The sequence below is a fragment of the Nocardioides lijunqiniae genome (assembly GCF_015024225.1).
GTDB classification, from domain to species: Bacteria; Actinomycetota; Actinomycetes; order Propionibacteriales; family Nocardioidaceae; genus Nocardioides; species Nocardioides lijunqiniae.
This window is the reverse complement of sequence record NZ_JACJGM010000042.1, coordinates 17,686-39,277: the sequence shown is the minus strand read 5'-3', so window position 1 is coordinate 39,277 and position 21,592 is coordinate 17,686. Positions and strand designations below refer to the sequence as shown.

General features: G+C 73.0%; 21 protein-coding genes. 19 read left to right on the top strand and 2 right to left on the bottom strand.

Annotation, left to right across the window (positions count from 1 at the left end; all coding sequences use genetic code 11):
- Positions 1 to 1,248: GAF domain-containing protein (locus IRQ30_RS20565; RefSeq protein WP_193614760.1), on the bottom strand; the 1,248-nt coding region annotated here is incomplete at its 3' end.
- A gap of 124 nt (positions 1,249 to 1,372) precedes the next feature.
- On the opposite strand from IRQ30_RS20565, the gene IRQ30_RS20560 reads away from it, so the two are divergent.
- Genes IRQ30_RS20560 through IRQ30_RS20530 form a run of 7 tightly spaced genes read left to right on the top strand, consistent with a single transcriptional unit; the run spans position 1,373 to position 7,515 of the window.
- Positions 1,373 to 2,413, top strand: a complete 1,041-nt coding sequence (locus IRQ30_RS20560; RefSeq protein WP_193614759.1) for an ABC transporter substrate-binding protein — start codon at positions 1,373 to 1,375, stop codon at positions 2,411 to 2,413.
- Positions 2,410 to 3,219, top strand: a complete 810-nt coding sequence (locus tag IRQ30_RS20555; RefSeq protein WP_193614758.1) for an ABC transporter permease — start codon at positions 2,410 to 2,412, stop codon at positions 3,217 to 3,219. Before IRQ30_RS20560 ends, IRQ30_RS20555 begins: the two co-directional genes overlap by 4 nt.
- Positions 3,216 to 4,037, top strand: coding sequence for an ABC transporter permease (locus tag IRQ30_RS20550; protein ID WP_193614757.1), 822 nt, complete (start codon positions 3,216 to 3,218; stop codon positions 4,035 to 4,037). Before IRQ30_RS20555 ends, IRQ30_RS20550 begins: the two co-directional genes overlap by 4 nt.
- 47 nt (positions 4,038 to 4,084) lie before the next feature.
- Positions 4,085 to 4,849, top strand: a complete 765-nt coding sequence (locus IRQ30_RS20545; RefSeq protein ID WP_193614756.1) for an ABC transporter ATP-binding protein — start codon at positions 4,085 to 4,087, stop codon at positions 4,847 to 4,849.
- On the top strand, positions 4,846 to 5,856 hold the full coding sequence (locus tag IRQ30_RS20540; RefSeq protein ID WP_193614755.1) for an amidohydrolase family protein: 1,011 nt from the start codon (positions 4,846 to 4,848) through the stop codon (positions 5,854 to 5,856). Before IRQ30_RS20545 ends, IRQ30_RS20540 begins: the two co-directional genes overlap by 4 nt.
- A complete protein-coding gene (locus IRQ30_RS20535) occupies positions 5,849 to 7,060 on the top strand; it encodes an FAD binding domain-containing protein (RefSeq protein ID WP_193614754.1) in 1,212 nt (403 codons plus the stop codon). Before IRQ30_RS20540 ends, IRQ30_RS20535 begins: the two co-directional genes overlap by 8 nt.
- An 11-nt stretch (positions 7,061 to 7,071) precedes the next feature.
- Positions 7,072 to 7,515 (top strand): cupin domain-containing protein, encoded by a 444-nt coding sequence (locus IRQ30_RS20530; protein ID WP_193614753.1) that lies wholly within the window; start codon positions 7,072 to 7,074, stop codon positions 7,513 to 7,515.
- Between the two features lie 10 nt (positions 7,516 to 7,525).
- Here IRQ30_RS20530 and IRQ30_RS20525 read toward each other — a convergent pair whose 3' ends face one another.
- Entirely contained in the window at positions 7,526 to 8,227 is a 702-nt protein-coding gene (locus IRQ30_RS20525) for a GntR family transcriptional regulator (protein ID WP_193614752.1), read from the bottom strand.
- Between the two features lie 189 nt (positions 8,228 to 8,416).
- Between IRQ30_RS20525 and IRQ30_RS20520 the strand changes: the two genes are divergently transcribed.
- The 12 genes from IRQ30_RS20520 (at position 8,417) to IRQ30_RS20465 (ending at position 21,581) form a co-directional block, all read left to right on the top strand.
- Entirely contained in the window at positions 8,417 to 9,712 is a 1,296-nt protein-coding gene (locus IRQ30_RS20520) for a substrate-binding domain-containing protein (RefSeq protein WP_193614751.1), read from the top strand.
- A 27-nt stretch (positions 9,713 to 9,739) separates the two neighbouring features.
- A complete protein-coding gene (locus IRQ30_RS20515) occupies positions 9,740 to 10,753 on the top strand; it encodes an ABC transporter permease (protein WP_193614750.1) in 1,014 nt (337 codons plus the stop codon).
- A 1-nt stretch (position 10,754) separates the two neighbouring features.
- Entirely contained in the window at positions 10,755 to 12,353 is a 1,599-nt protein-coding gene (locus IRQ30_RS20510; protein WP_193614749.1) for a sugar ABC transporter ATP-binding protein, read from the top strand.
- Positions 12,350 to 13,324, top strand: a complete 975-nt coding sequence (locus IRQ30_RS20505; RefSeq protein ID WP_193614748.1) for an ABC transporter permease subunit — start codon at positions 12,350 to 12,352, stop codon at positions 13,322 to 13,324. The genes IRQ30_RS20510 and IRQ30_RS20505 overlap by 4 nt, the downstream gene beginning before the upstream one ends.
- Positions 13,325 to 13,326: 2 nt before the next feature.
- Positions 13,327 to 14,220, top strand: a complete 894-nt coding sequence (locus tag IRQ30_RS20500) for a carbon-nitrogen hydrolase family protein (protein WP_193614747.1) — start codon at positions 13,327 to 13,329, stop codon at positions 14,218 to 14,220.
- Between the two features lie 3 nt (positions 14,221 to 14,223).
- Positions 14,224 to 15,198: a cyclase family protein gene (locus IRQ30_RS20495; RefSeq protein ID WP_193614746.1), complete on the top strand. Its 975-nt coding sequence runs from the start codon at positions 14,224 to 14,226 to the stop codon at positions 15,196 to 15,198.
- Positions 15,198 to 18,050 carry an FAD-linked oxidase C-terminal domain-containing protein gene (locus IRQ30_RS20490; protein WP_193614745.1) on the top strand — a complete coding sequence of 951 codons (2,853 nt, stop codon included), beginning with the start codon at positions 15,198 to 15,200 and terminating at the stop codon, positions 18,048 to 18,050. Before IRQ30_RS20495 ends, IRQ30_RS20490 begins: the two co-directional genes overlap by 1 nt.
- Positions 18,047 to 19,234 (top strand): L-2-hydroxyglutarate oxidase, encoded by a 1,188-nt coding sequence (gene lhgO, locus IRQ30_RS20485; protein ID WP_193614744.1) that lies wholly within the window; start codon positions 18,047 to 18,049, stop codon positions 19,232 to 19,234. Before IRQ30_RS20490 ends, lhgO begins: the two co-directional genes overlap by 4 nt.
- Before the next feature lie 6 nt (positions 19,235 to 19,240).
- Positions 19,241 to 19,996 (top strand): TSUP family transporter, encoded by a 756-nt coding sequence (locus IRQ30_RS20480; protein WP_193614743.1) that lies wholly within the window; start codon positions 19,241 to 19,243, stop codon positions 19,994 to 19,996.
- A 97-nt stretch (positions 19,997 to 20,093) separates the two neighbouring features.
- On the top strand, positions 20,094 to 20,684 hold the full coding sequence (locus tag IRQ30_RS20475; protein ID WP_193614742.1) for a hypothetical protein: 591 nt from the start codon (positions 20,094 to 20,096) through the stop codon (positions 20,682 to 20,684).
- Positions 20,685 to 21,013: 329 nt separating this feature from the next.
- Positions 21,014 to 21,217, top strand: a complete 204-nt coding sequence (locus IRQ30_RS20470) for a cold-shock protein (protein WP_056863399.1) — start codon at positions 21,014 to 21,016, stop codon at positions 21,215 to 21,217.
- A 190-nt stretch (positions 21,218 to 21,407) separates the two neighbouring features.
- Positions 21,408 to 21,581, top strand: coding sequence for a hypothetical protein (locus IRQ30_RS20465; protein WP_193614741.1), 174 nt, complete (start codon positions 21,408 to 21,410; stop codon positions 21,579 to 21,581).
- The last annotated feature ends 11 nt before the right edge of the window (positions 21,582 to 21,592 follow it).

Here is a 21,592-nt window from a genome sequence, read left to right as displayed (position 1 = left end):
GGCTGCCGCGAGCGGCTCGCCGCCCCGGCTCGCCGCCTGCGGCCACAGCAGCACCAGGACGCCGCGGTGGACGGTCGCCAGCGGCGGCGGCTGGACGCCGCGCAGCCCGGGCGTCACCGCCCGGAGCCCGGCCTCGCCCCCGCTGATCGCGATCAGTGCGTACGGCGCGCTCAGGTCGTGGCCCATGCGCCGGGCCCGCTCCGCCAGGTCGGTCCGGTCCGCGTCGCCGGCGAGCAGGTCCGCGACCAGGGAGCCGCGCAGCCGGCTCTCGACCTCGGCCGCCGTGCGCTCGCGCAGCAGCTCGAGTGCGGCGACCACCGCCGCGTGCTCCAGCGCCCGGACGTCGAGCCCGCTCAGGTCGGCGAGCGCACCCGCGCACCACACCCGGGCCACGACGCCACCCTCGAGCAGGACCCCGACGCCCACCCTGGCCGCGTCGTCGGCGCCGACCTCGACGAGCGTCCCGGCGGCCAGCCGGACGTCGACCTCGCGCGCCTCCTGCCCGCCGGGTACGACGAACGCCTGCGGGGCCGCGGCCAGGACCGCACCCGCGACGTCCTCCACCAGGACCGGACGTCCGACGAGCCGGGCCAGCCCGTGCGCGACGCCGTCGACGCCCTCGCGGCGCAGCGCCGTCGAGGTGAGCTCCGTGTGGATGTCGGCGGCCTTGCGGAGCTCCTCGATCGTGGCCAGCTCGCTGGCCCGGAGCTGGGCGGTCACCAGGGCGATGGCCACCTGGGTGGCCAGCGTGCTGACCAGCTCCAGCTCGGCGTCGGTGAAGTGGTGGGGGGTGCGGCGATAGCAGTTGAGCGTGCCGACGACCTCGCCGGCGAGCAGCAGCGGGACGCTCACCAGCGCGCGGTAGCCCTGCTCCTGGGCCACGCCTCCCCACGGCCCGAACCGGGGCTCCGCCTCGATGTCGGCGAGGGTCACCACGGCAGCGGTCCGGAAGGCGCGGCTCGTCGGTGCCTCGCCCTCGCGCGCCCCGGCCAGCAGGATGGGGTGCTCGGCGTTGACCTGCTCGACGTACTCCGGCGAGAGCCCGTGGTAGCCGCGGATGACGAGGGCCCCTCGAGAGGCGTCCGGCAGGAAGACGCCGCAGAAGTCGTAGTCGAGCAGCTCGCAGGCGGTCCGGGCGACCAGCCCGAGCAGCGCGTCGAGCGGCTCCTGGCGGCTCACCGCTGCGCCGATCGCGGCGATCCCCGAGAGCCAGCGACGCAGCTCCAATCGCTCCGCCTCGGGTCGCATGTGTTCGACGATACATCGCGAAGTGAGGTGTTGTGTCTCGAAGGACATTGTGGCCGCGGCGCGGTCGGAGCATCGTTCCTGTCAGCGGTGACGCCAGTCACACCGCCCGGACGGAAGGCCCCCCGTGACCAGATCCTCGAGCTCCGGCTGGACCGCGGCGGCCCTGGCGCTCGGCCTGGTGGCGCTGCTGCCCGGCTGCGGCGCCGGCCTCGGCGGTCCGGCCTCCTCCCGCGCCGCCCGCGAGGGGGTCATCCGCTTCACCTTCGCCCCCGACCCGATCTGGGACTACATGAACGACGAGGGCATCGTCGAGGACTTCGAGGACGAGACCGGCATCTCGGTCGAGACCTCCGCGACGTGGGACGAGTTCGGCCTCTTCGCCGGTGGCCACGCCGACATCATCTCGTCGGCGTCCTTCGAGGTGCCGGGGCTGGAGGAGCAGACCGAGCAGGACACCGTGATCATCGGGCGCTACAACTCCGAGCGCAGCCGGATCCTGGTGCGCGAGGACGAGACCGCCACGACGCTGGAGGACCTGAAGGGCAAGAAGCTCGGCGTCTTCACGACGGTCTCCGGCACGCTCGTCTGGAGCGCGCTGGTGGAGCAGATGCACGGCCTGGACCTGGCCGAGGACTTCGACGTCGTCGTCGCTGACATCCAGAACCTCTCCAGCCTCCTGGCGCGCGGCGAGATCGACGCCTGCATCTGCTACCCCGACCTCTCGGCCAACGAGCTGCGGGAGGGCAGCGTCCGGGCGCTGTACGACGGCCGCTCGTCCGCGGAGATCTTCGCCGACCTCGACGCCCCGGGCCACGACGGCCCGATGGGCAACGTCTTCGTCGCCCGCGCCGACTGGGTCGAGGACCACCCCGACGAGGTCGACGCGTTCCTCGACCTGTGGGAGCGCGGCCTGACCGAGTGGCGCAGCCACCGCGACGAGATCATCGCCCGCTACCCGCAGCACTTCGCGGTCGAGAAGCCCGAGGACGTCGCGTTCATGACCGAGTACGTCAGCCAGCACGACTGGGTCGTGCAGGACGTCCGCTTCGACCAGGCCTGGGCCGACGACGAGAGCGCGATCTTCGACCTCATGCGCGAGACCGGCGTCATCGAGGACGACGTCGCGGACCCGCGCTTCCTCCCCACCGAAGGAGCACCCCGATGAGCACCCTCGTCGCCGCCCGCCCGTCCGTGGGCAGGTCGAAGTCCCGCCGACCCGCGTCGGCTCCGCGCTGGCTCGTCTCCTCCGGCGCCCTCGTGGTCGCCGTCCTCGCCTGGGGCATCGCCTCGGCGGTCGTCGACGACAACATCGCCCCGGGCCCCCTCGAGGTGCTCGAGCGGGTCGTGGACATCACCGTCTCCGGCGCCGCGCTCGACAACTTCGCCTCCAGCATCGTCAAGATCCTGGCGGGCTTCGGGCTCGCCATGCTCGCCGGTCTGCCGATCGGCTTCGCGATGGGCCGCAGCCGCTTCCTCTCCTCCTACTTCTCGATGCCGCTGTTCGTCCTGGGCAACGTGCCGGGCCTGACCTACGCGGTCTTCGGGCTGGTGATCTTCGGGGTCGGCGCCACCGGCCCGATCGTGGTGTCCGCCCTGGTGGCGGTGCCCTTCGTGGCCATCAACGTGGCCGAGGGCGTCCGCTCGGTCGACGGGAAGCTGCTCCGCATGTGCCAGGCGTTCGGCCGCAGCCCGGCCGACGTCGTGCGCCACGTCTACCTGCCGGCGATCACGGCGTTCGTGTTCGTGGGTGTCCGCTACGGCTTCGCCATGGCCTGGAAGGTCGAGGCCCTCACCGAGGTCTTCGGCGCCCGGGACGGCGTCGGGTTCATGATCCGCCGCGCCTACCAGGAGTTCCAGGTCGCCGACATGCTCGCCTGGACGACCTTGTTCGTCGTGGCGATGGTGCTGATCGAGCGCGGCCTGGCCGCCCTCGAGTCCCGCTTGTTCGCCTGGAGGAAGGACCTCGCATGACCGCCACCGCCATACCCCCGGCCCCCACCCGCACCGGCCCCGCACCCACCCCGAGGCGTCCGTCGCGGACCCGTGCCCTCGTCGGTCCCGCGCTCGCGCTGCTCGCCTCGGTGGCGACGATGCTGCTCGTCTGGCAGCTCGCCGTCGTCCTCGGCGACCGGGTCCCGTCGCTGGCCGACACCATCGATCGGCTCTCCGCCGAGCAGGCCTCCGGCGACCTGTGGGGCAACGTCGCGGTGAGCATGAACCGCTTCGTGCTCGGCCTCGTGGTCGCGCTGGTCGTCGGTACGGCGCTGGGCGTGCTGATGGGGCTGTCGCGCTTCGCCGAGAACGCCCTGACCGACCTCACCATGGCCGGCCTGGCCGCGCCGGCGGTCATCTGGGCGCTGCTCACCACCATGTGGTTCGGCTTCGGCTGGCTCACCCCGGTGGTCACGGTGTTCCTTGCGGCCCTGCCGTTCGTCATGGTCAACATCGCCAAGGCGGTGCGGGCGGTGCCCTCCGACCTGCTGCTCGTGGCCCGCGCCTTCGGCGTGAGCCGCACCGAGGTCCTGCGTCACGTCGTCGCACCGGCCGTCGCCGGCTCGACGGTCGCCGCGGTGCGCTTCGCCATCATGTCGGCCTGGAACGGCCTGCTCCTCGCTGAGTGGTTCGGGTCCACGTCGGGCGTCGGCTGGCGCTCGCGCTACTGGTACGACGCCAACCAGCTCGACGGCTTCCTCGCGTGGGTGCTGGTGTTCATCGCCTTCCTGGTCCTGGTGGACCAGGTCGTGCTCGGCCCCGTCGAGCGGCGCCTCACGCGCTGGCGCTCGGTCTGACGCCCCCGACCCCACCCACCCCGCACTCCTGAAAGGCGACCCCGCTCATGGCTTCCATCGACATTTCCGGCCTCGTGAAGGACTACCACGACCGGGCCGGCAACCGGACTCGCGTCCTCGACGGCATCGACCTCTCCATCACCGGCGAGACGTTCGTCTCGATCGTCGGGCCCTCCGGCAGCGGCAAGACCACGCTGCTCAACATCGTCTCCGGGATCGAGAGCCACACCGCCGGCAACGTCAGCCTCCGCGCCGGAGACCGGGACGCCCGGGTGGGCTACGTCTTCCAGGACCCCCGGCTGCTGCCGTGGCGCACGGTCGACCAGAACCTCTCCTTCGTCCAGCACGACCGCGACGGGTGGGCGGAGCGCGCGCAGCACTACCTCGACCTCGTCGGCCTCGGCCACCTCGGCGACCGCTTCCCCGCCCAGCTCTCCGGCGGGCAGCAACAGCGCGTCGGCATCGCCCGCGCCTTCTCCGTCGAGCCGGACATCCTGCTGATGGACGAGCCGTTCAGCCACCTGGACGCGATGACGTCCCGCACGCTGCGCGAGCACCTGGAGCGCATCTGGCTGGAGTCCCGCCGCACGGTCATGTTCGTGACCCACGACGTGACCGAGGCCGTCCAGCTGTCCGACCGGATCGTCGTGCTGGCGCCGGGCGGGCACGTGCACGAGACCATCGAGGTCGACCTCCCGCGCCCCCGTCGCGCCTCCGACCCGGCGGTGGCGGTGCTGCAGGCCGAGGTGCTGGCCCGCTTCGAGGTCCTCGAGGCCCGCGCCGCGGCCGCCCGGGCCGAGGTGCCGGCATGAGCGCCGCCCCGCAGGCGCCGACCGTCACGCCCGGTCTCGTCGACGTCCACGCGCACTGGCTGCCGGAGGAGCTGTTCGGACTGCCGCCGGGGTCGCCGCTGCCGGCGATGCGCGACCACGAGGGCGAGCTGCACCTGGGGGACCTGCCCCTGTCCATCGAGGTGAGCGCGATGAGCGACCCCGCCCGGGTCCTCGCCGACACCGAGGCCGCCGGGCTCGGCTGCCGCGTCCTGTCGGCGCCGCCGTTCGCGTTCCCCGTCGTCGGCGACCCCGGGGTCGAGAAGTACGTCGGGCGCTTCAACGAGGCGCTCACCCGCACCTGCCGCGACAGCGGAGGTCGGCTCCTCGGGCTCGGCCTCGTGTCGCTGCACGACGCCGACGAGGCGCGCACGCAGATGACCGACCTCGCGGCCTCCGGCGTCGTCCGCGGCATCGCCGTGCCACCCCTGGTCGGCGCCACCTCCTTCGACGACGGGCCGCTGCTCGACGTGGTCCGGGTCGCGGCGGAGCTGGACCTCGCGGTCCTGGTGCACCCGATGCAGCTGCCGCGACCCGAGTGGGGCAGCCACTACCTCGCCAACCTGGTCGGCAACCCGGTCGAGACCGCCACGGCCGTCGCCTCCGTGCTGCTGGGCGGGGTGCTCGAGGAGCTGCCCGGCCTGCGCATCTGCTTCGTCCACGGCGGCGGCTGTGCCCCGGCACTCGTGGGTCGCTGGCGCCACGGCTGGCAGGAGCGCGCCGACGTGCGCGCCGCCAGCACCCGCCCGCCGCACGAGACGATCCGCGACCTGTGGTTCGACACCCTCACCCACGACCCCGCGGCCCTGCGGCTCCTGCGCGACAACGCCGGCGACGAGCGGCTGATGGTCGGCAGCGACTACCCCTTCGACATGGGCGTGCCCCGCCCCCAGGACCTGCCGCTCGCCGAGGGTCTTGCGGCCGTCGACCTCGAGCGCCACGCCCACCGCTTCCTCGCCCTCTCCCCGGAAGGCCCCGACCATGACTGACCCCAACCCCCGCCACGACTACTCCGGACGGCGTGCCCTCGTCGTCGGCGGCTCCATCGGGGGTCTCACGACCGCGCTGCTGCTGCGCCGCCTCGGCTTCGACGTGTCCGTCTTCGAGCGCACGCCGGGCGGGCTCGACGGCCGCGGCGGAGGCATCGTGCTGCAGCCCGACACGCTGCGCTGGTTCCACGAGTGCAGCGACCAGCAGCCCGAGCAGGTCAGCACGTCGACCCACTACGTGCAGTACCTCGGCGTCGGCAACGACGTCGTCCACCGGGAGGAGGCCCCGTGGAGCTACACGTCCTGGGGCACCTTCTACCGCGCGCTGCTCGCCGACTTCGGCACCCGCGACTACCACCTCGGCGAGTACGCCGCGGGCTTCGACGAGGACGAGGACGGCGTGGAGGTCCGCTTCGTCTCGGGTCGCACCGAGCGCGCGGACCTGGTGGTGTTCGCCGACGGGATCAGCTCTCCGAGCCGCACCCGGATCTCGCCCGGGACCACGCTGGACTACGCCGGCTACGTCGGCTGGCGCGGCACGGTGCCCGAGCGGGAGCTCTCGCCGGCGACGTTCGAGCTGCTGCACGACTCCATCAGCTACAGCGTCGCGCCCCACACCCACATCACGCTCTACCCGATCCCAGGCCCCGACGGCGGGCTCGCCGTGGGGGAGCGGCTGCTCAACTACGTCTGGTACCGCAACGTCGCCGCGGGCCACGAGCTGGAGGAGCTGATGACCGACAAGCGCGGCTTCGCCAGCCCGGTGTCGGTGCACCCCGGCCAGGTCCAGGACCGCTTCGCCGAGGAGATGCGGCGCACCGCGGCCGAGGTCCTGGCGCCGGCGGCCGCCGAGGTCGTGCTCCGCACGGAGCAGCCCTACCTGCAGGCCGTGCGCGACGCCGGCGCGCACCGGATGGCGCTGGGACGAGTCGCGTTGGTGGGCGACGCCGCGAGCGCGGCCCGGCCGCACGCCGCGGCCGGCACGGCCAAGGCCGCGGCCAACGCCTGGGCGCTCCACGACGCGCTGGCGGAGGGCGACGGCGACGTGGCCGACGCCCTGGCCAAGTGGGAGCCCGGCCAGCTCGAGCTGGGGCAGCGCCTGCTGCACCGCGTCCAGGAGATGGGCGCCCGCTCCCAGGTGTCCTGCACCTGGACCCCCGGCGACCCCGACCTGCGCTTCGGGCTCTACGGCCCGGGCCACTGAGAGGAGATCCGATGTCCGAGAGCACCGACCACGGCTGGCTGACCGACGCCCCGCTCGCCGGCGTCCTCGTCGCCACCGGCTTCGAGGGCTGGACGCCCGAGCTCGTCGACGAGTTCGCCACGCACGCCTACGACCCACACGTGGGATCGCGCCTGCTGAGCCAGGACGCCCGGGTGCGCGTGTGGGAGATCCGCCTGGCACCCGGCGAGCGGTGGCACGCCCACCGGCACGTCCTGGACTACTTCTGGACGGCCGTCAACGCCGGCACCAGCCGTCAGCACACCTCCGACGGCACGACGCGCGACGTCAGCTACGACGCCGGCGAGACGCGTCACTTCACGTTCGCCCGCGGGGAGTACCTGCTCCACGACATCGAGAACGTCGGCGACACCGAGCTGGTCTTCACCACCGTCGAGCACCTCGACTCGGCGAACGGCGCCCTGCCGCTGGCCTGAGTGGGCGCGCTCAGACCTCGTAGGCGCCCAGGGCATCGGCGAACCGGGCCGCCGCCTCGTCGCCGAACTCCTGGGTGAGCAGCTTGTGCCCCGTGCTGACGAGGTGCTCGCGCATCGACGCGGCCGCCTCGGCCGACCTGCCGTCGCGCACGAGGCGCAGCAGCTCCAGGTGCGGCTCGAGGATCTCGCCGATCGACTCGGTGCGGTTGGCCGTGCTGACGCCGCTGCTCAGCACGACGTTGCGCAGGCTGTCGACGAACTCCGCGAGCCGCTCGTTGCCGCTGATCGACAGCAGCGTCCGGTGGAACTGGCGGTCCTCGCGGAGGAAGAGCTCCGCATCGTCGGCCGACATGGCGTCGCGCATCCGCGCGATGTCGGCCTCCAGCGCCGCGACGTCGTCGCTGGTCGCCATCGAGGCCGCCGCGCGCGTGGCCGGCACCTCCAGCAGGAGCCGCAGGGAGAAGATCTCCACCAGGTCCTGGGGGGAGTGACGCAGGACCACGAACCCGCGGTTGCGCTGGACCCGCACCATGCCCTCGGCGGCCAGGCGGATCAGCGCCTCGCGCACCGGCGTCCGCGAGACGCCGAGCGACTCCGCCACGGTGTGCACCGCGTGCAGCGTGTTCGGCTCCAGGTCGCCGCGCAGGATCGCCGAGCGCAGCGCGGACGTCGCGCGGTCGGTCATCGACCCCTCGCTCTGGAGCGGTTCCATCGAACTCCGATCTTTCCGTGTGCCCGGGTGGGCGCTGGTCGTGGGGCTGGCTCACGAGCGATGCAGATCGTAACGGTCCCCTCACCGTCCGATCACGAACGTTGACGCTGTGGCATGTGACGTGTTGTATGTTACATGTCATTCGGGGTGACCTGCCACACATCCGCCGTTCGAACGAGGAGCACTGTCGTGACCGCACCGTCAACATCTGGGACCACCTCGGGAGGTCGGCGCCGATCCGCGCTGGCCCTCGTGCTCGTGGGCTTCGTCCTGCTGCTCACCGCCTGCGGCGGCCTCTCCGCCGACGAGGGCGGCGACAGCGCGTCCGCCGACGAGTACACCGCGCTCGGCACGGGCAAGCCCGCCACGGAGGCGGACAACGCCGCGCTCGAGGAGGTGCCGGAGTCCGCCCGCGACGCCTACGCCGGCTTCTGGCACTCCACCCGCCTGGGCCCCAACCCCTACGCCGACTGGAAGCCCTCCGAGGGGCCGTGGAAGTTCTGCTACTCCAGCTCCTACCAGGGCAACACCTGGCGCCAGGAGGGTCTGGCCGTGGCCGAGGGCATCCTCGAGCAGCTCGACGAGCAGGGCCTGGTCGACGGCGAGATGATCGTCTCCGACGCCGACAACAACGCCAGCCTGCAGGCCACCCAGATCAACACGATGGTCCAGAAGGGCTGCGACGTCGTCCTCGTGATGCAGCCCCCGACGGTGGGCCTGTGCAACGCCTTCGAGAGCGCCAAGGACGCCGGTGCCCTCGTGGTCGTCATGCAGACCGGCACCGACTGCACCAACGCGATCCAGTCCGACTTCGGCTCCTACTTCGCCGGCCAGACGTCCGCGACGTGGCTGGTCGAGAAGACCGGCGGCGAGGGCACCGTCGTCATGTGCGACGGCATCCCCGGCGTCGCCGCGGCCGAGGCCCGTCAGGCGGGCGCCACGCAGGTCTTCGAGGAGGCCGGGCTGACCGTCGAGCACATCACGGGCGAGTGGACGCCCTCGACGATCAAGTCGCAGATGCTGCAGTACCTCACGACGCACCCCGACGACGTGGCCGGCGTGTGGGACGGCGGCGTCTGCGCCGTGCCCGTGACCGAGGCCTTCGAGCAGGCCGGTCGCGACCTGCCGTACGTCACCGGCTTCGAGGGCGCCTGCGCCTGGCTGGCCAACTGGAAGAAGACCGGCAAGGAGTCCATCGGCTTCACGCAGGGCGCCGGCCAGGGCGTCGTCGAGGCGTTCAAGGTCTCGCTGCGGATGCTCGCGGGTCAGCAGCCCAAGCTCAACACGCTGCTCTACCCGCTGCCGGAGATCAACGCCTCGAACTTCGAGGAGTTCTACAAGCCGGAGATGACGCTGAGCAGCGGGTGCAACGCCCAGCCGCTCGACGGCGAGTCCGTGCCCAGCAGCTACTACGACGACCTGTTCACCGGGGGCGACGAGCCGGCGACGTTCGAGTCGCGCCTCGACCAGCTTCCCGTCAAGTAGTCCCGTCAAGTAGTCCAGGAGAGGTCGATGTCCACCGCCATCACCCAGGGGGACGCGCCGGTCGCCGCCGCGTCCCCGCCGCCCCCGAAGCGCCGGGCCGTGCGCGCCTCGAGCGTGCTGGTGTACCTGTCCCCGGTCGCCATGTTCGTCGTCCTGACGCTCACGACCCCGGGCGTGCTCTCGACGACGGGCGTCATGTCCCTGCTGGTCCTGGCGTCCGTCCTCGGGCTCGCCGCGGTCGGTCAGACGTGGGCCGTGATGATCGGCGGCATCGACCTCTCCATCCCCGCCACCATCGGGATGGCCAACGTCCTGGTGACCACCCTGTACGCCGAGGGGTGGGGCTTCGGCCGCATCGTGCTGCTGGTGGCCGTGGTGTCGCTCGCGATCGGGACCGCCAACGGGCTGCTGTCCAGCCTCTTCGGGCTGCACCCGCTGGTGGTCACGCTCGGCATGGCCTCGCTCGTGACCGGGTCCGTCCTGGTCGCCACCGACGGCAACACCGGCGGTGACGTGCCCGGGTTCGTCACCGACGCCGTCTCGCCCGTCGGGTCGCTGTGGGGGATCGGCGTCCCCGCGGCGGTCGTCCTGTGGCTCCTCACCCTCGCGGTGGTGCTGGCCGTGGAGCGGCGCACGGTCTTCGGCCGTCGCCTCTACGCCCTCGGCAGCAACGAGCGCGCGGCCCGGCTCGCGCTGGTCCGCCCCGTCATGATCCGCGTGGTCGTCTACTCCGTCGGCGCGCTGTGCGCGAGCGCCGCCGGGCTGCTGCTCGCGGGCTTCAGCGGTGGGGCCTCGGTGAGCATCGGCGACCCGTACCTCTTCTCGACCATCACCGCCGTCGTCGTGGGCGGCACCTCCCTGCTCGGCGGTGCCGGCACCTACGCCCGCACCGTCGCCGGGGTGCTCGTCACCACGATGTTCACGACGCTGCTCGTCGGCCTCGAGATCGGCCCCAACATGCAGCAGGTGATGCTCGGCATCGCCATCCTCCTCCTGATCACGGTCTACGGCCGTGACCGTCACGTCGCGCAGAGGCTGTGAGATGAGCACTCCACCCATCGAGCCGGCGGTCGTCGAGCTGGCCGGGATCACCCACCGCTACGGCCCCACCGTCGCCCTGAGCGACTGCCGCCTGAGCATCGCGCCGGGCGAGGTGCACGGCCTCGTGGGCGAGAACGGCTCCGGCAAGAGCACCGTCGTCAAGCTGTTGAGCGGCATCATGCGCCCGACCGAGGGTGAGGTCCGGGTCGGCGGCAGGGCCGTCGAACTGCGCTCGCCGGCGGCGGCCCAGCGCCACGAGATCGTCACCGTCTTCCAGGAGACGCTGGTCTCCGACGAGTGCTCGGGCATCGACAACGTCTTCGCCGGCACCGACGGCATCTTCCGCCGGGCCCGGTCCGGGCGGGCCGAGCGCCAGGCCGCCGAGCAGGTCGTGCAGTCGCTCGGCGCCCCTGCGTCGATCCTGCAGAGCTCGCCGCACCACCTCTCGCTCGCGGAGCGACAGGTGCTCACGCTAACCCGCGCCCTGGTCCGGCCGTGGCGCCTGCTGATCCTCGACGAGGCCACCTCGGCGCTGGACCTGTCGACCCGCGACCGGCTGTTCGCGCTGCTCGACGACCACCGGCGCGAGGGGCGCAGCGTCCTGTTCGTCTCGCACCGCATGGACGAGCTGGAGATCCTCATCGACCGTGCCACCGTGCAGCGCTCCGGCCGCACGGTCGGCACCGTCGACAAGGACGAGGCGACGCCCGCCCGTCTGCTGTCGATGATGAGCGGTCGCAGCGATGCCGGCGAGCACCACGTGCGGGCCGAGGCCCGCGCGCGGAAGGCCTCCGACGTCGTGCTGCGCGGCGTCGAGCTGGGCCTGGCCGCCCAGGCGCCGGCGTTCGACCTGGACGTACGCCGCGGGGAGATCCTCGGCATCGGCGGCCTCGACGGGCAGGGCGGCTCGCACCTGGTCGAGGTGCTCGCCGGCGTCCGGCCGTCGACGTCGGGCCGGGTCGAGGTCGACCGCGACGGCTCGTGGACCCGCGTCACGGGCTACCGCCAGGCGTTCCGCTCGGGCATCGCCTACGTGCCCGGCAAGCGTCAGGAGGAGGGGCTGTTCCCCTCGCTGACCGTGGGCGACAACCTCTCCCTGGCCACGCTCCCGCGCTACTCCCGGGTGGGCGTGTTCCGTGCCTCCTCGGTGCTGGCGCGGGTCCGCGAGGAGATGAGCCGCCTCGGCGTGGTGCCGCACGACCCGTCGTACCCGATCACCGGCCTGAGCGGCGGCAACGCCCAGAAGGTCCTGGTCGGTCGGTGGCTGGCCGCCGAGCCGGACGTGCTGATCCTCAACGACCCGCTGCGCGGCGTCGACCTGGGCACCAAGCGCGACTTCTACGCGCTCCTGCGCGAGCTCACCGAGGCCGGCACGACCGTGGTCATGCTCTCGACCGAGATCGAGGAGCTGCTCACCTGCTGCGACCGCGTCGCGGTCTGCCAGGCCGAGCGGGTCTTCGACGTGCTCGAGGGCGAGGAGCTCACCTACGACGCGGTGCTCGCCGCGATGTTCGGCCGCCACGTCGACGCCCCTGCCGGGCCTACTGGGCCCGCCGGCCCCGCACCCCACGACTCCCACGACCGGAAGGTGACGCTGTGAGCGCGACCGTCGCGACGCCCCTGCTCCAGACGGTGGCCCGCAAGGTCCCGTACTTCGTCCCGGCGCTCGTCGCCGTCGGCGTCATGCTGCTCCTCACCGCGTCCGAGAGCGAGACCTTCCTGGACGGCGGCTGGAAGCTGGTCCTCGTCTACGCCTCCCCGCTCGTCCTGCTCGCGATGGCCCAGGCGCCGGTCGTGCTCAGCGGCGGCGGCGGGCTCGACCTGTCCGTCGGCCCCACCGCCGGGCTGGTGAGCGTCGTGATCGCGGCGGTGCTGATCCCGCGGGACCTCTCGGTCGCGTGGCTGGTCATCGTCGCGGCGATCCTCACCGGCGCGGCCGCGGGAGCCGTCAACGCCACGCTGGTCACGCTCGTGCGGATCCCGCCGATCATCGCGACGCTGGCGACGTACCTCGTCTTCGCCGGGCTGGCCACGCAGGTCCTGGGCGCGCCCACCGGCTTCCTTCCCGAGTGGATGTCGTGGTTCACCTCCGTCGACGGAGTCCTGCCCAACGTCCTCTACGTCATCCTCGGCGTGGGGCTCGTCTGGCTGCTGCTGACGCGCACGGCCTACTGGCGCAACCTCCTGATGGTCGGCTCGAACGACCGCGCGGCCTACACCGCCGGCGTGAACGTGACGGCCGTGCGGTTCCTCGCCTACCTGCTCACCGGCGTCATGGCCGGCGTGGCGGGCCTGGTGCTCACCGCGGTGCTCGGCGGTGCCGACTCGACCGTCGGGCCGACGTACACGCTGCAGGCGATCGCGGCCGTGGCCCTGGGCGGTCTCAGCCTCGCCGGCGGCCGCGGCGGGCTCTTCGGTGCGGCCGTCGGTGCCGTGCTGCTCTTCCTCATCCAGAACTACCTCACCCTCACCGAGGCCTCGTCGTTCGAGCTGCGGATGGCCTACGGCGTCGTGCTGATCGTCGCGATCGTGGCGAACGGCGCCTGGGACCGCAAGCGAAAGGCACGATGACCATGCCCAGCACCCTCCCCCCGACCGGGCCCGCACCCGACACCACCGTGCGCGTCGCGGCCGGCCAGATCGGCAGCGTCTTCGCCGACGTGCCCGCCAACCTCGAGCGCACCCTCGAGGTGATGGCCGAGGCGCGGGCGGGCGGCGTCGAGCTGCTCGTCCTCCCGGAGTGCGGGCTCACCGGCTACGTCTTCGACAGCCTCGCCGACATGCTGCCCGTGGCGCTGGACCGCGACGGGCCGGAGGTCGCGGCGGTCGCCGCGGCCGCCGGGTCGCTCGGCCTCGTCGTGGTCATCGGCTTCCTGGAGCGGGTGGGCGGCGCGGTGCACAACACCGCCGTCCTGCTCGGGCCGGGCGGGCTGCGCGCCGACTACCGCAAGACCCACCTGCCGTTCCTGGGCGCCGACCGGTTCGTGACGCCGGGGGACAACGAGCCGGTGCTGGTGACCACGCCGTACGGCGTGGTCGGGCTGAGCATCTGCTACGACCTGCGCTTCCCCGAGTGGGCCCGGTGCCTGGCGCTCGGCGGGGCTGACATCATCGTCAACCCCACCAACTGGCCCGAGCCGGCGCAGCGCGTCGCCGAGCTGTACACCCGGGTGCGCGCCGCGGAGAACCACGTCTTCGTGATCGCGGCCAACCGGGGCGACGAGGAGCGGAACGTGCCCTTCATCGGTCGCAGCCAGGTGATCGACCCGGTCGGCACGGTCCTGGCCACCAGCGAGCGCGAGGAGGGACTGGTCGTCGCCGACATCGCGCCCCTGACCGCGCGCGACAAGGACATCGTGGTGCCCGACGCCGACTTCGCGATCTCGCTGTTCAGCGGGCGCCGCCCCCATCTCTACGAGGCGCTCACCCGCCTGCCCGACCTCACCTCCGACGCCGAAAGGGCCTGAACCATGTGCGGAACCAACTTTGTCGACGAGGCCACCGCCCGCAAGATCGCCGCGACCGCCGCGACCTTCCGGCAGATCACGACCAGCCCGTTCGGCGAGGACGACGAGATCGGGATGCTCAACCTGATCACGCCCGAGTCGATGCGCGCCGTCATGTCGCGCGCCGACGCCGGGCACACGATCGACCTGAGCGTCGACTACTTCCTGGGCATGCCGTCCTTCACCGCGGCCGGCCAGCCGCCGTACCAGATCTGGATGACCAACACCCCTCGCGGCACGGCGCTCGACGACTCCACCGGCTTCGGCGTGCAGAACGAGCTGGTCGGCTACTCCGGGGACGCGGTGTCCATGTACACCCACTGCGGCACGCACATCGACACGCTCAACCACTTCGGCTACGGCACCAAGATCTGGAACAACTTCGACGCCGATCAGTACCTGGGAGCGCGGCACTGGATGTGCGCCGGCGCGGAGAAGCAGCCGCCGATCATCGCCCGCGGGCTGATGCTCGACGTCGCCGCGCTGCACGGCGTCGACGTCCTGCCGCAGAGCTACGGCATCACCGCGCAGGACCTGGCCGACGCCGCCCGCAAGCAGGAGGTCGAGCTGCGCGTGGGTGACGTCGTGCTGATCCGCGGTGGCCAGATGACGCTGTGGGACGACCCGCAGGCCTACATCACCAACGAGGCCGGCTGCACCCGCGACGGGGCGGAGTTCCTGGCGCGCGGCGGCGCCGCCGTGGTCTGCTCTGACAACCTGTCCTTCGAGCAGATCCCCTCCACCGAGGAGGGGAACTGGCTGCCCGTGCACACCTACCTGTTCGCCGAGGCCGGGATCCCGATCATGGAGGTCGTCGACATGGAGAGGCTCTCGCAGGAGAAGCTCTACGAGTTCGCCTTCATCGGCGCGGGCATCAAGCTGCGCGGGGCCACGGCCGCCCCGATGCGGCCGCTGGCCATGCCCTTCCTCGACCGCTAGTGGCCGCCGGCAGCTCCTTCGCCGCGCGCCTGCGGGCCGCCGGGGTCGCGGACGTCCTCGACGACTCCACGAGCCGGGCGGTCTACTCCTCCGACGCCTCGATCTACCGGGTCGAGCCGCTCATGGTGGTGCGCCCGCGTGACGCCGACGAGGTGGCCCGCGTCGTGGAGCTGTGCGTCGCCGAGGGGGTGCCGGTCACCTCCCGCGGCGCGGGCACGTCGGTGGCAGGCAACGCCATCGGCGACGGCGTGGTCCTCGACCTCGGCCGGCACCTGGACGCCGTCCTCTCGATCGACCCCGAGGCGCGCACGGCGGTCGTGCAGCCCGGTGTGGTGCACGCCGTCCTGCAGCGGCAGGCACAGGGGCACGGGCTGAGGTTCGGCCCCGACCCGTCGACCCACTCGCGGTGCACCATCGGCGGGATGATCGGCAACAACGCCTGTGGCTCCCGCACCCTGGCCTACGGACGCACCAGCGACAACGTGGTCGGCATGGACCTCCTCACCGCCGGCGGGCTCGTCCTGCGCACCGACCGGGTCGACGACCTCGTCCCGGGCGACCCGCGACGGGCGCTGGTGGACGGGCTGCGTCGGGTCGCCTCCTCGCACCTGTCGACGATCCGCACCGAGCTCGGCACCTTCCCGCGCCAGGTCTCGGGCTACGCGCTCGAGCACCTCCTGCCGGAGCGCGGCTTCGACTTGACGCGGGCACTGGTCGGCAGCGAGGGCACGCTCGGCGTCGTCACCGAGGCCACCGTGCGGCTGGTCGAGGACCCCGCACACCGGCTGCTGGTGGTGCTCGGCTTCCCCGACATCGCCGCCGCCGGCGACGCCGCACCCGCCGTCCTGCCCCACCGCCCCACCGCCTGCGAGGGCCTCGACCGCCGCATCGTCGGGACGCTCGTCGATCGGAAGGGCCCCGACGCCGTGCCGCCGCTGCCGCGGGGCGCCGCGTGGCTGTTCGTCGAGCTCGCCGGCGACGAGCCCGGCGAGCTCGTGCGCCGGGCAGCCGACCTCGCCCGCGACCTCGCCCCCCTGGACCACCGCGTCGTCACCGACCCCCGCGAGATCGCCCCGCTGTGGCGGATCCGCGAGGACGGCGCCGGGCTGGCCGGCCGCTCGCCGTCGGGGCGACCGGCCCACGCCGGCTGGGAGGACGCGGCCGTGCCGCCCCACCGCCTCGGCGACTACCTGCGCGACTTCGACCGACTCCTGGAGCAGCACGACCTCACCGGCATGCCGTTCGGGCACTTCGGCGACGGCTGTCTCCACGTGCGCCTCGACTTCCGGCTCGGCGAGCCCGACGGCCCGGCGCAGCTGGCCACCTTCCTCGAGGAGGCCGCCACCCTGGTCGCCGGCTACGGCGGGTCGCTGTCCGGCGAGCACGGCGACGGGCGGGCGCGCAGCGCGCTGCTGCCGATCATGTACAGCCCCGAGGCGCTCCAGGCGTTCTCCGCCCTGAAGCACGCGCTCGACCCGGGCAACGTCTTCAACCCCGGGGTGCTCGTCGACCCCGAGCCCGTCGGCGCCCGGATCCGGCTGGCCGCGGCCGAGCGGCCCCGCGCGCCGCTGGCCTTCCTGTACGAGCACGACGACGGTGACTTCTCCCAGGCCGTCCACCGGTGCACCGGCGTCGGCAAGTGCACCGCCGACACCCGGCTCACCGGCGGCGTGATGTGCCCGTCGTACGCCGCCACGCGCGAGGAGAAGGACTCCACCCGCGGGCGGGCGCGCGCCCTGCAGGAGATGCTCAGCTCCACCTCGCCGGTCGAGGACTGGCGCGCTCCCGAGGTGCACGACGCGCTCGACCTCTGCCTGGCCTGCAAGGGCTGCGCGTCGGACTGTCCGACCGGCACCGACATGGCGACGTACAAGGCCGAGGTGCTGCACCAGACCTACCGGCGCCGGCTGCGCCCCGTCACCCACTACTCGCTGGGGTGGCTGCCCCGGTGGGCGCGGCTCGCGCAGCCGGTCGCCCGGCTGGTGAACCGGCTGATGGCCCTGCGGCCCCTGCGCCGGCTCGCGCTCGCCGCCGCCGGCGTCGACCAGCGGCGCTCCCTGCCCGACTTCGCGGAGGAGTCGTTCAGCGCGTGGTTCCGCCGGACGGCGCCGACGCGTCGCCCCGACGGCGAGCCGGTGGTGCTCTTCGTCGACTCCTTCACCGAGTACTTCGCACCGGAGGTCGGCCACGCCCTCGTCCGGGTCGTCGAGGACGCCGGCTACCGCCCCCAGCTGCCCGAGAGCCGGGTGTGCTGCGGCCTGACCTGGATCTCCACCGGGCAGCTCGACGGCGCGCGTCGCCTCCTCAGCGAGACCGTGGCGACCCTGCACCCGGCCGCCGCCGCCGGCGTGCCGGTCGTCGGCGTGGAGCCGTCCTGCACCGCGGTGCTGCGCAGCGACGCCGTCGAGCTGCTGGGCACCGCCGAGGCGCGCGTCGTGGCGGGCGCGGTCGTGACGCTCGCCGAGCTGCTCCGCCGTACGCCGGTCTGGTCACCGCCCGCGGTGGGCGGGCGGGCCGTGGTGCAGCCGCACTGCCACCACCACGCGGTGCTCGGGTTCGACGCGGACCGCGAGCTGCTCGGGCGGGCCGGCGTCGAGGCGCAGGTGCTCGACGGGTGCTGCGGCCTGGCGGGCAACTTCGGCGTGGTGCCCGAGCGCTACGACGTCTCGGTGGCCGTGGCCGAGCAGCACCTGCTCCCGGCGGTCCGCGCGGCCGACGGCGAGACCGCCGTGCTCGCCGACGGCTTCTCCTGCCGCACCCAGCTCGACGACCTCGCCCCGCGCGGCGGCCGCCACCTGGCGCAGGTGCTCGCCGAGGCGATCGACCGTCGCGACGAGGAGGCCGTCCGATGAGCGAGCACGTCGTGGTCGTCGGCGGCGGCATCCTCGGCCTGGCCGGCGCCGCGGAGCTCGCCGCGCGCGGCCACCGCGTCACCGTGCTGGAGAAGGAGGACCGGGTCGCTGCCCACCAGACCGGCCGCAACTCCGGCGTCGTCCACTCCGGCATCTACTACGCCCCCGGCAGCCTCAAGGCCCGCTTCGCCGTCGAGGGCGCGCGGTCCCTGGTGGCCTTCGCCCGCGACCACGGGGTGAGCGTCGACGTCACCGGCAAGCTGATCGTCGCCACCCAGCGGCGCCAGCTCCCGCAGCTCGACGAGCTCCAGCGGCGCGCCGCGGCGAACGGCGTACCGGCCTCGCGGCTGAGCAGCGAGGAGGCGCGCGAGCTGGAGCCGCACGTCGAGTGCCTCGCCGCGCTGCGGGTGGGCACGACCGCCGTCGTCGACTACGTCGGCGTCTCCCGGGCGCTGGTCGCGCTGCTCGAGGCGGCGGGCGGCAGCGTGCTGCTGGGCCAGGAGGTCCGCTCGGTCGCCTCCGACGCCACCTCCGTCGAGGTGGCGACGTCGCAGCACACGGTGCGCGGCACCTACGTCCTCAACTGTGCGGGCCTGCAGAGCGACCGGGTCGCGCGCCTGGCCGGCCTGCGCCCCGACGTGCGGATCCTGCCGTTCCGGGGTGAGTACCACGAGCTGCGCGACCACGCCCGCCACCTCGTGCGCGGGCTGGTCTACCCCGTGCCCGACCCGGCCCTGCCGTTCCTCGGCGTCCACCTGACCCGCGGCCACGACGGCGTCGTCCACGCCGGCCCCAACGCCGTGCTCGCGCTGGCCCGCGAGGGCTACCGGTGGGGCGACGTCGACGCCCGGGACCTCTGGGAGGAGCTCTCCTGGCCCGGCGCCTGGCGCCTGGCGCGCCGGCACTGGCGCACCGGCGCCGGCGAGGTCGCACGGTCCGTGCGCCACTCGCTCTTCGTGCGCAGCGTGCAGGAGCTGCTGCCCGAGGTCACCGGCGACGACCTGGTGCGCTCCGGCGCCGGCGTGCGCGCCCAGGCCGTGGGCCGCGACGGCCGGATGGTCGACGACTTCCACGTCGAGCACGCCCCGCGCCAGCTGCACGTGCTCAACGCCCCCTCACCGGCCGCGACCGCGGCGCTCGAGATCGCCCGCCACCTCGCGGACCGCGTCGAAGCCACGGCCTGACGGGGCGTGGACGCTCCCTGGTGGCTCCTCGTCCTCGCCGGCGTCGGGGCCGGACTGTGCGGCTCGGTCGCGGGCCTGGCCTCGGTGGTCAGCTATCCCGCCCTGCTCGCCGCGGGACTGTCGCCGGTCGGCGCCAACGTCACCAGCACGGTCGCGATGACCAGCAACACCGCCGGCTCCGGACTGGCCGCGCGCCGTGAGCTGCGCGGCCAGGGCCGGCTCGCGGTGCGGCTGTGCGCCGTCACCGCGCTCGGCGGGTGCCTCGGCGCGGCGCTCCTGCTCACTACCCCGACGTCCGTCTTCGAGGTCCTGGTGCCGTGGCTGGTGGCGCTCGGCGGCGTCAGCCTGCTGGCGCGGGACCGGCTGCGCGCCCTGCTCGCCCGGCGTACCGCCCGGCGCGACCGACCCGCCGGTGCCGGGCGGTGGTGGGTGCTCTTCCTCGTGATCGGGGTCTACGGCGGCTACTTCGGCGCCGGCGCCGGCATCCTGCTGCTCGCGGCGATGTCGCTGCGCTACGACTTCGCGCTGCCGGTGACCAACGCCGTCAAGAACCTCGGCTCGGGCGCGGCCAACCTCAGCAGCGCCCTGATCTACGCCGTCGCCGGCCCGGTGGACTGGCCGGTCGCGGCGCTGCTGGCGGCCGGGGCGCTGCTCGGCGGGGCGGCCGGACCGCGGCTGCTGCGCGCCGTGCCGGAGCGGCCGCTGCGCTACGCGATCGGCGCCGCCGGCCTCGGGCTCGCCGTGCACCTGCTGGCGGGCTGACCAGGGAAAACGCACGACCGGTGGGTAGGAGGCCTCTTTGCTTCCGCGGCGCGGGAGACGGGTACCGCCGACGAAGTCGACAAGCTTGGAGGGACCCATGTCCACCACCACCATCATCATCCTGGTCGTCGTCGTGCTCGTGCTGCTCGCCGTCATCGGCGTCGCGCTGGCGATGGCCAACAAGAAGAAGGCCGAGTCGCGTCGCCACGAGGCCGAGCGGCTGCGCCACGAGGCCGGCAGCCACCGGGGCGTCCTGACCGAGACCGCCCGCGACGCCCAGCAGGCCGAGGCGGAGGCGCAGGTCAAGCGCGCCGAGGCCGAGCGCGCCGAGCAGCGGGCCAACGAGGCCCGCCAGGGTCATCACGTCGAGGAGGCGCGCGTCGAGGACCGGCTGCGCGAGGCCGACCGGATCGACCCCGACGTCAACCACAAGGCCAAGGACTACCAGCCCGGCGCGGTCGGGACGCCGGGTACGACGGACCCCGCCCTCGCGGCGGACACGTCGGAGGGCCCCGGGACGACCGGCACGCACGGCACGACCGGCACGCACGCCACCCCGGCTCCGACGACCGGTCACGCCGGGCCGGTGGACCCCTCGGACCCGGCCTCCACGCCGCCGCCGGCGGCCCCGTCCCAGGGCAGCCACCGCGCCACCCCGGACGGCACCTCCGGGGGCACCGGGGTCTGAGACCCGCCGGGGGAGGCCTCCTGGAGGCCCCCCGGATGCGTGGGCACGCGTCGGCCCGGTTTCCCTGCCGGACACACGGGCGAAGCGCAACCTTCACGGGCACGCTCAAGATTCCTGGGTCCCACGAGGTCGGGTTCCGGGGATCGCTTGATAGTGTCTGTGGTGCAACAGATGCAAGTTCCAGCTGGTCTGACGCCCGCGGAGTTTGTGATCCAACGGCGTTTCTGGTTTGTGGTAATACCAATCACGGGTCGGAGCGACGTGTCACCGCATCTGATGCGGGTCGCCGAAGTGGCGGCTTTCGTTCCGATAACAGGAGTAACGAGCACATGGCTCAAGGCACCGTGAAGTGGTTCAACGCTGAGAAGGGCTTCGGCTTCATCGCGCAGGAGGACGGCGGCGACGACGTCTTCGTGCACTACTCGGCGATCCAGACCCAGGGCTACAAGTCCCTGGACGAGAACCAGAAGGTCGAGTTCGACGTCACCCAGGGCCCCAAGGGCCCCCAGGCTGAGAACGTCCGCCCCGTCTGATCAGACGCGGCTGAGAAGTCTTCTACGCGAGGCCCCGACCCGACAGGGTCGGGGCCTCGTGGTCTGTCTGGAGCAATCCGGAGCATTCCGGCGTCGTCCGCGATGACCAGACGGAACTTTCGCCCAGCACGTAGGCTTGGCACTCAGGCTGCGTCGCGCAGTCGCCCCCTCGCCCGGACGGAGACCCCTCGTGCACGACCAGTTCGACGTGACGCTGGAGGACGTCGACCTCCTGGGCGAGGTGGAGCTCACCACCAACCTGATCATCGCCGCGAGCGAGGCCGACGAGCACCTCTCGTCCGAGGAGATCGACGAAATCCTCGGCGTCGAGCCGCAGCCGCCCGAGCCGCGTCGCGAGGCCTGAGACCGGCCTCC

What these genes read in the sequence shown, in the direction of transcription:
- IRQ30_RS20535 (WP_193614754.1), top strand. Translation starts at nt 5,849, where the DNA reads ATGACTGACCCCAACCCCCGCCACGACTACTCCGGACGGCGTGCCCTC.
- IRQ30_RS20515 (WP_193614750.1), top strand. Translation starts at nt 9,740, where the DNA reads ATGTCCACCGCCATCACCCAGGGGGACGCGCCGGTCGCCGCCGCGTCC.
- IRQ30_RS20470 (WP_056863399.1), top strand. Translation starts at nt 21,014, where the DNA reads ATGGCTCAAGGCACCGTGAAGTGGTTCAACGCTGAGAAGGGCTTCGGC.
- IRQ30_RS20540 (WP_193614755.1), top strand. Translation starts at nt 4,846, where the DNA reads ATGAGCGCCGCCCCGCAGGCGCCGACCGTCACGCCCGGTCTCGTCGAC.
- IRQ30_RS20500 (WP_193614747.1), top strand. Translation starts at nt 13,327, where the DNA reads ATGCCCAGCACCCTCCCCCCGACCGGGCCCGCACCCGACACCACCGTG.
- IRQ30_RS20545 (WP_193614756.1), top strand. Translation starts at nt 4,085, where the DNA reads ATGGCTTCCATCGACATTTCCGGCCTCGTGAAGGACTACCACGACCGG.
- lhgO (WP_193614744.1), top strand. Translation starts at nt 18,047, where the DNA reads ATGAGCGAGCACGTCGTGGTCGTCGGCGGCGGCATCCTCGGCCTGGCC.
- IRQ30_RS20530 (WP_193614753.1), top strand. Translation starts at nt 7,072, where the DNA reads ATGTCCGAGAGCACCGACCACGGCTGGCTGACCGACGCCCCGCTCGCC.
- IRQ30_RS20550 (WP_193614757.1), top strand. Translation starts at nt 3,216, where the DNA reads ATGACCGCCACCGCCATACCCCCGGCCCCCACCCGCACCGGCCCCGCA.
- IRQ30_RS20525 (WP_193614752.1), bottom strand. Translation starts at nt 8,227, where the DNA reads ATGGAACCGCTCCAGAGCGAGGGGTCGATGACCGACCGCGCGACGTCC.
- IRQ30_RS20510 (WP_193614749.1), top strand. Translation starts at nt 10,755, where the DNA reads ATGAGCACTCCACCCATCGAGCCGGCGGTCGTCGAGCTGGCCGGGATC.
- IRQ30_RS20475 (WP_193614742.1), top strand. Translation starts at nt 20,094, where the DNA reads ATGTCCACCACCACCATCATCATCCTGGTCGTCGTCGTGCTCGTGCTG.
- IRQ30_RS20555 (WP_193614758.1), top strand. Translation starts at nt 2,410, where the DNA reads ATGAGCACCCTCGTCGCCGCCCGCCCGTCCGTGGGCAGGTCGAAGTCC.
- IRQ30_RS20495 (WP_193614746.1), top strand. Translation starts at nt 14,224, where the DNA reads ATGTGCGGAACCAACTTTGTCGACGAGGCCACCGCCCGCAAGATCGCC.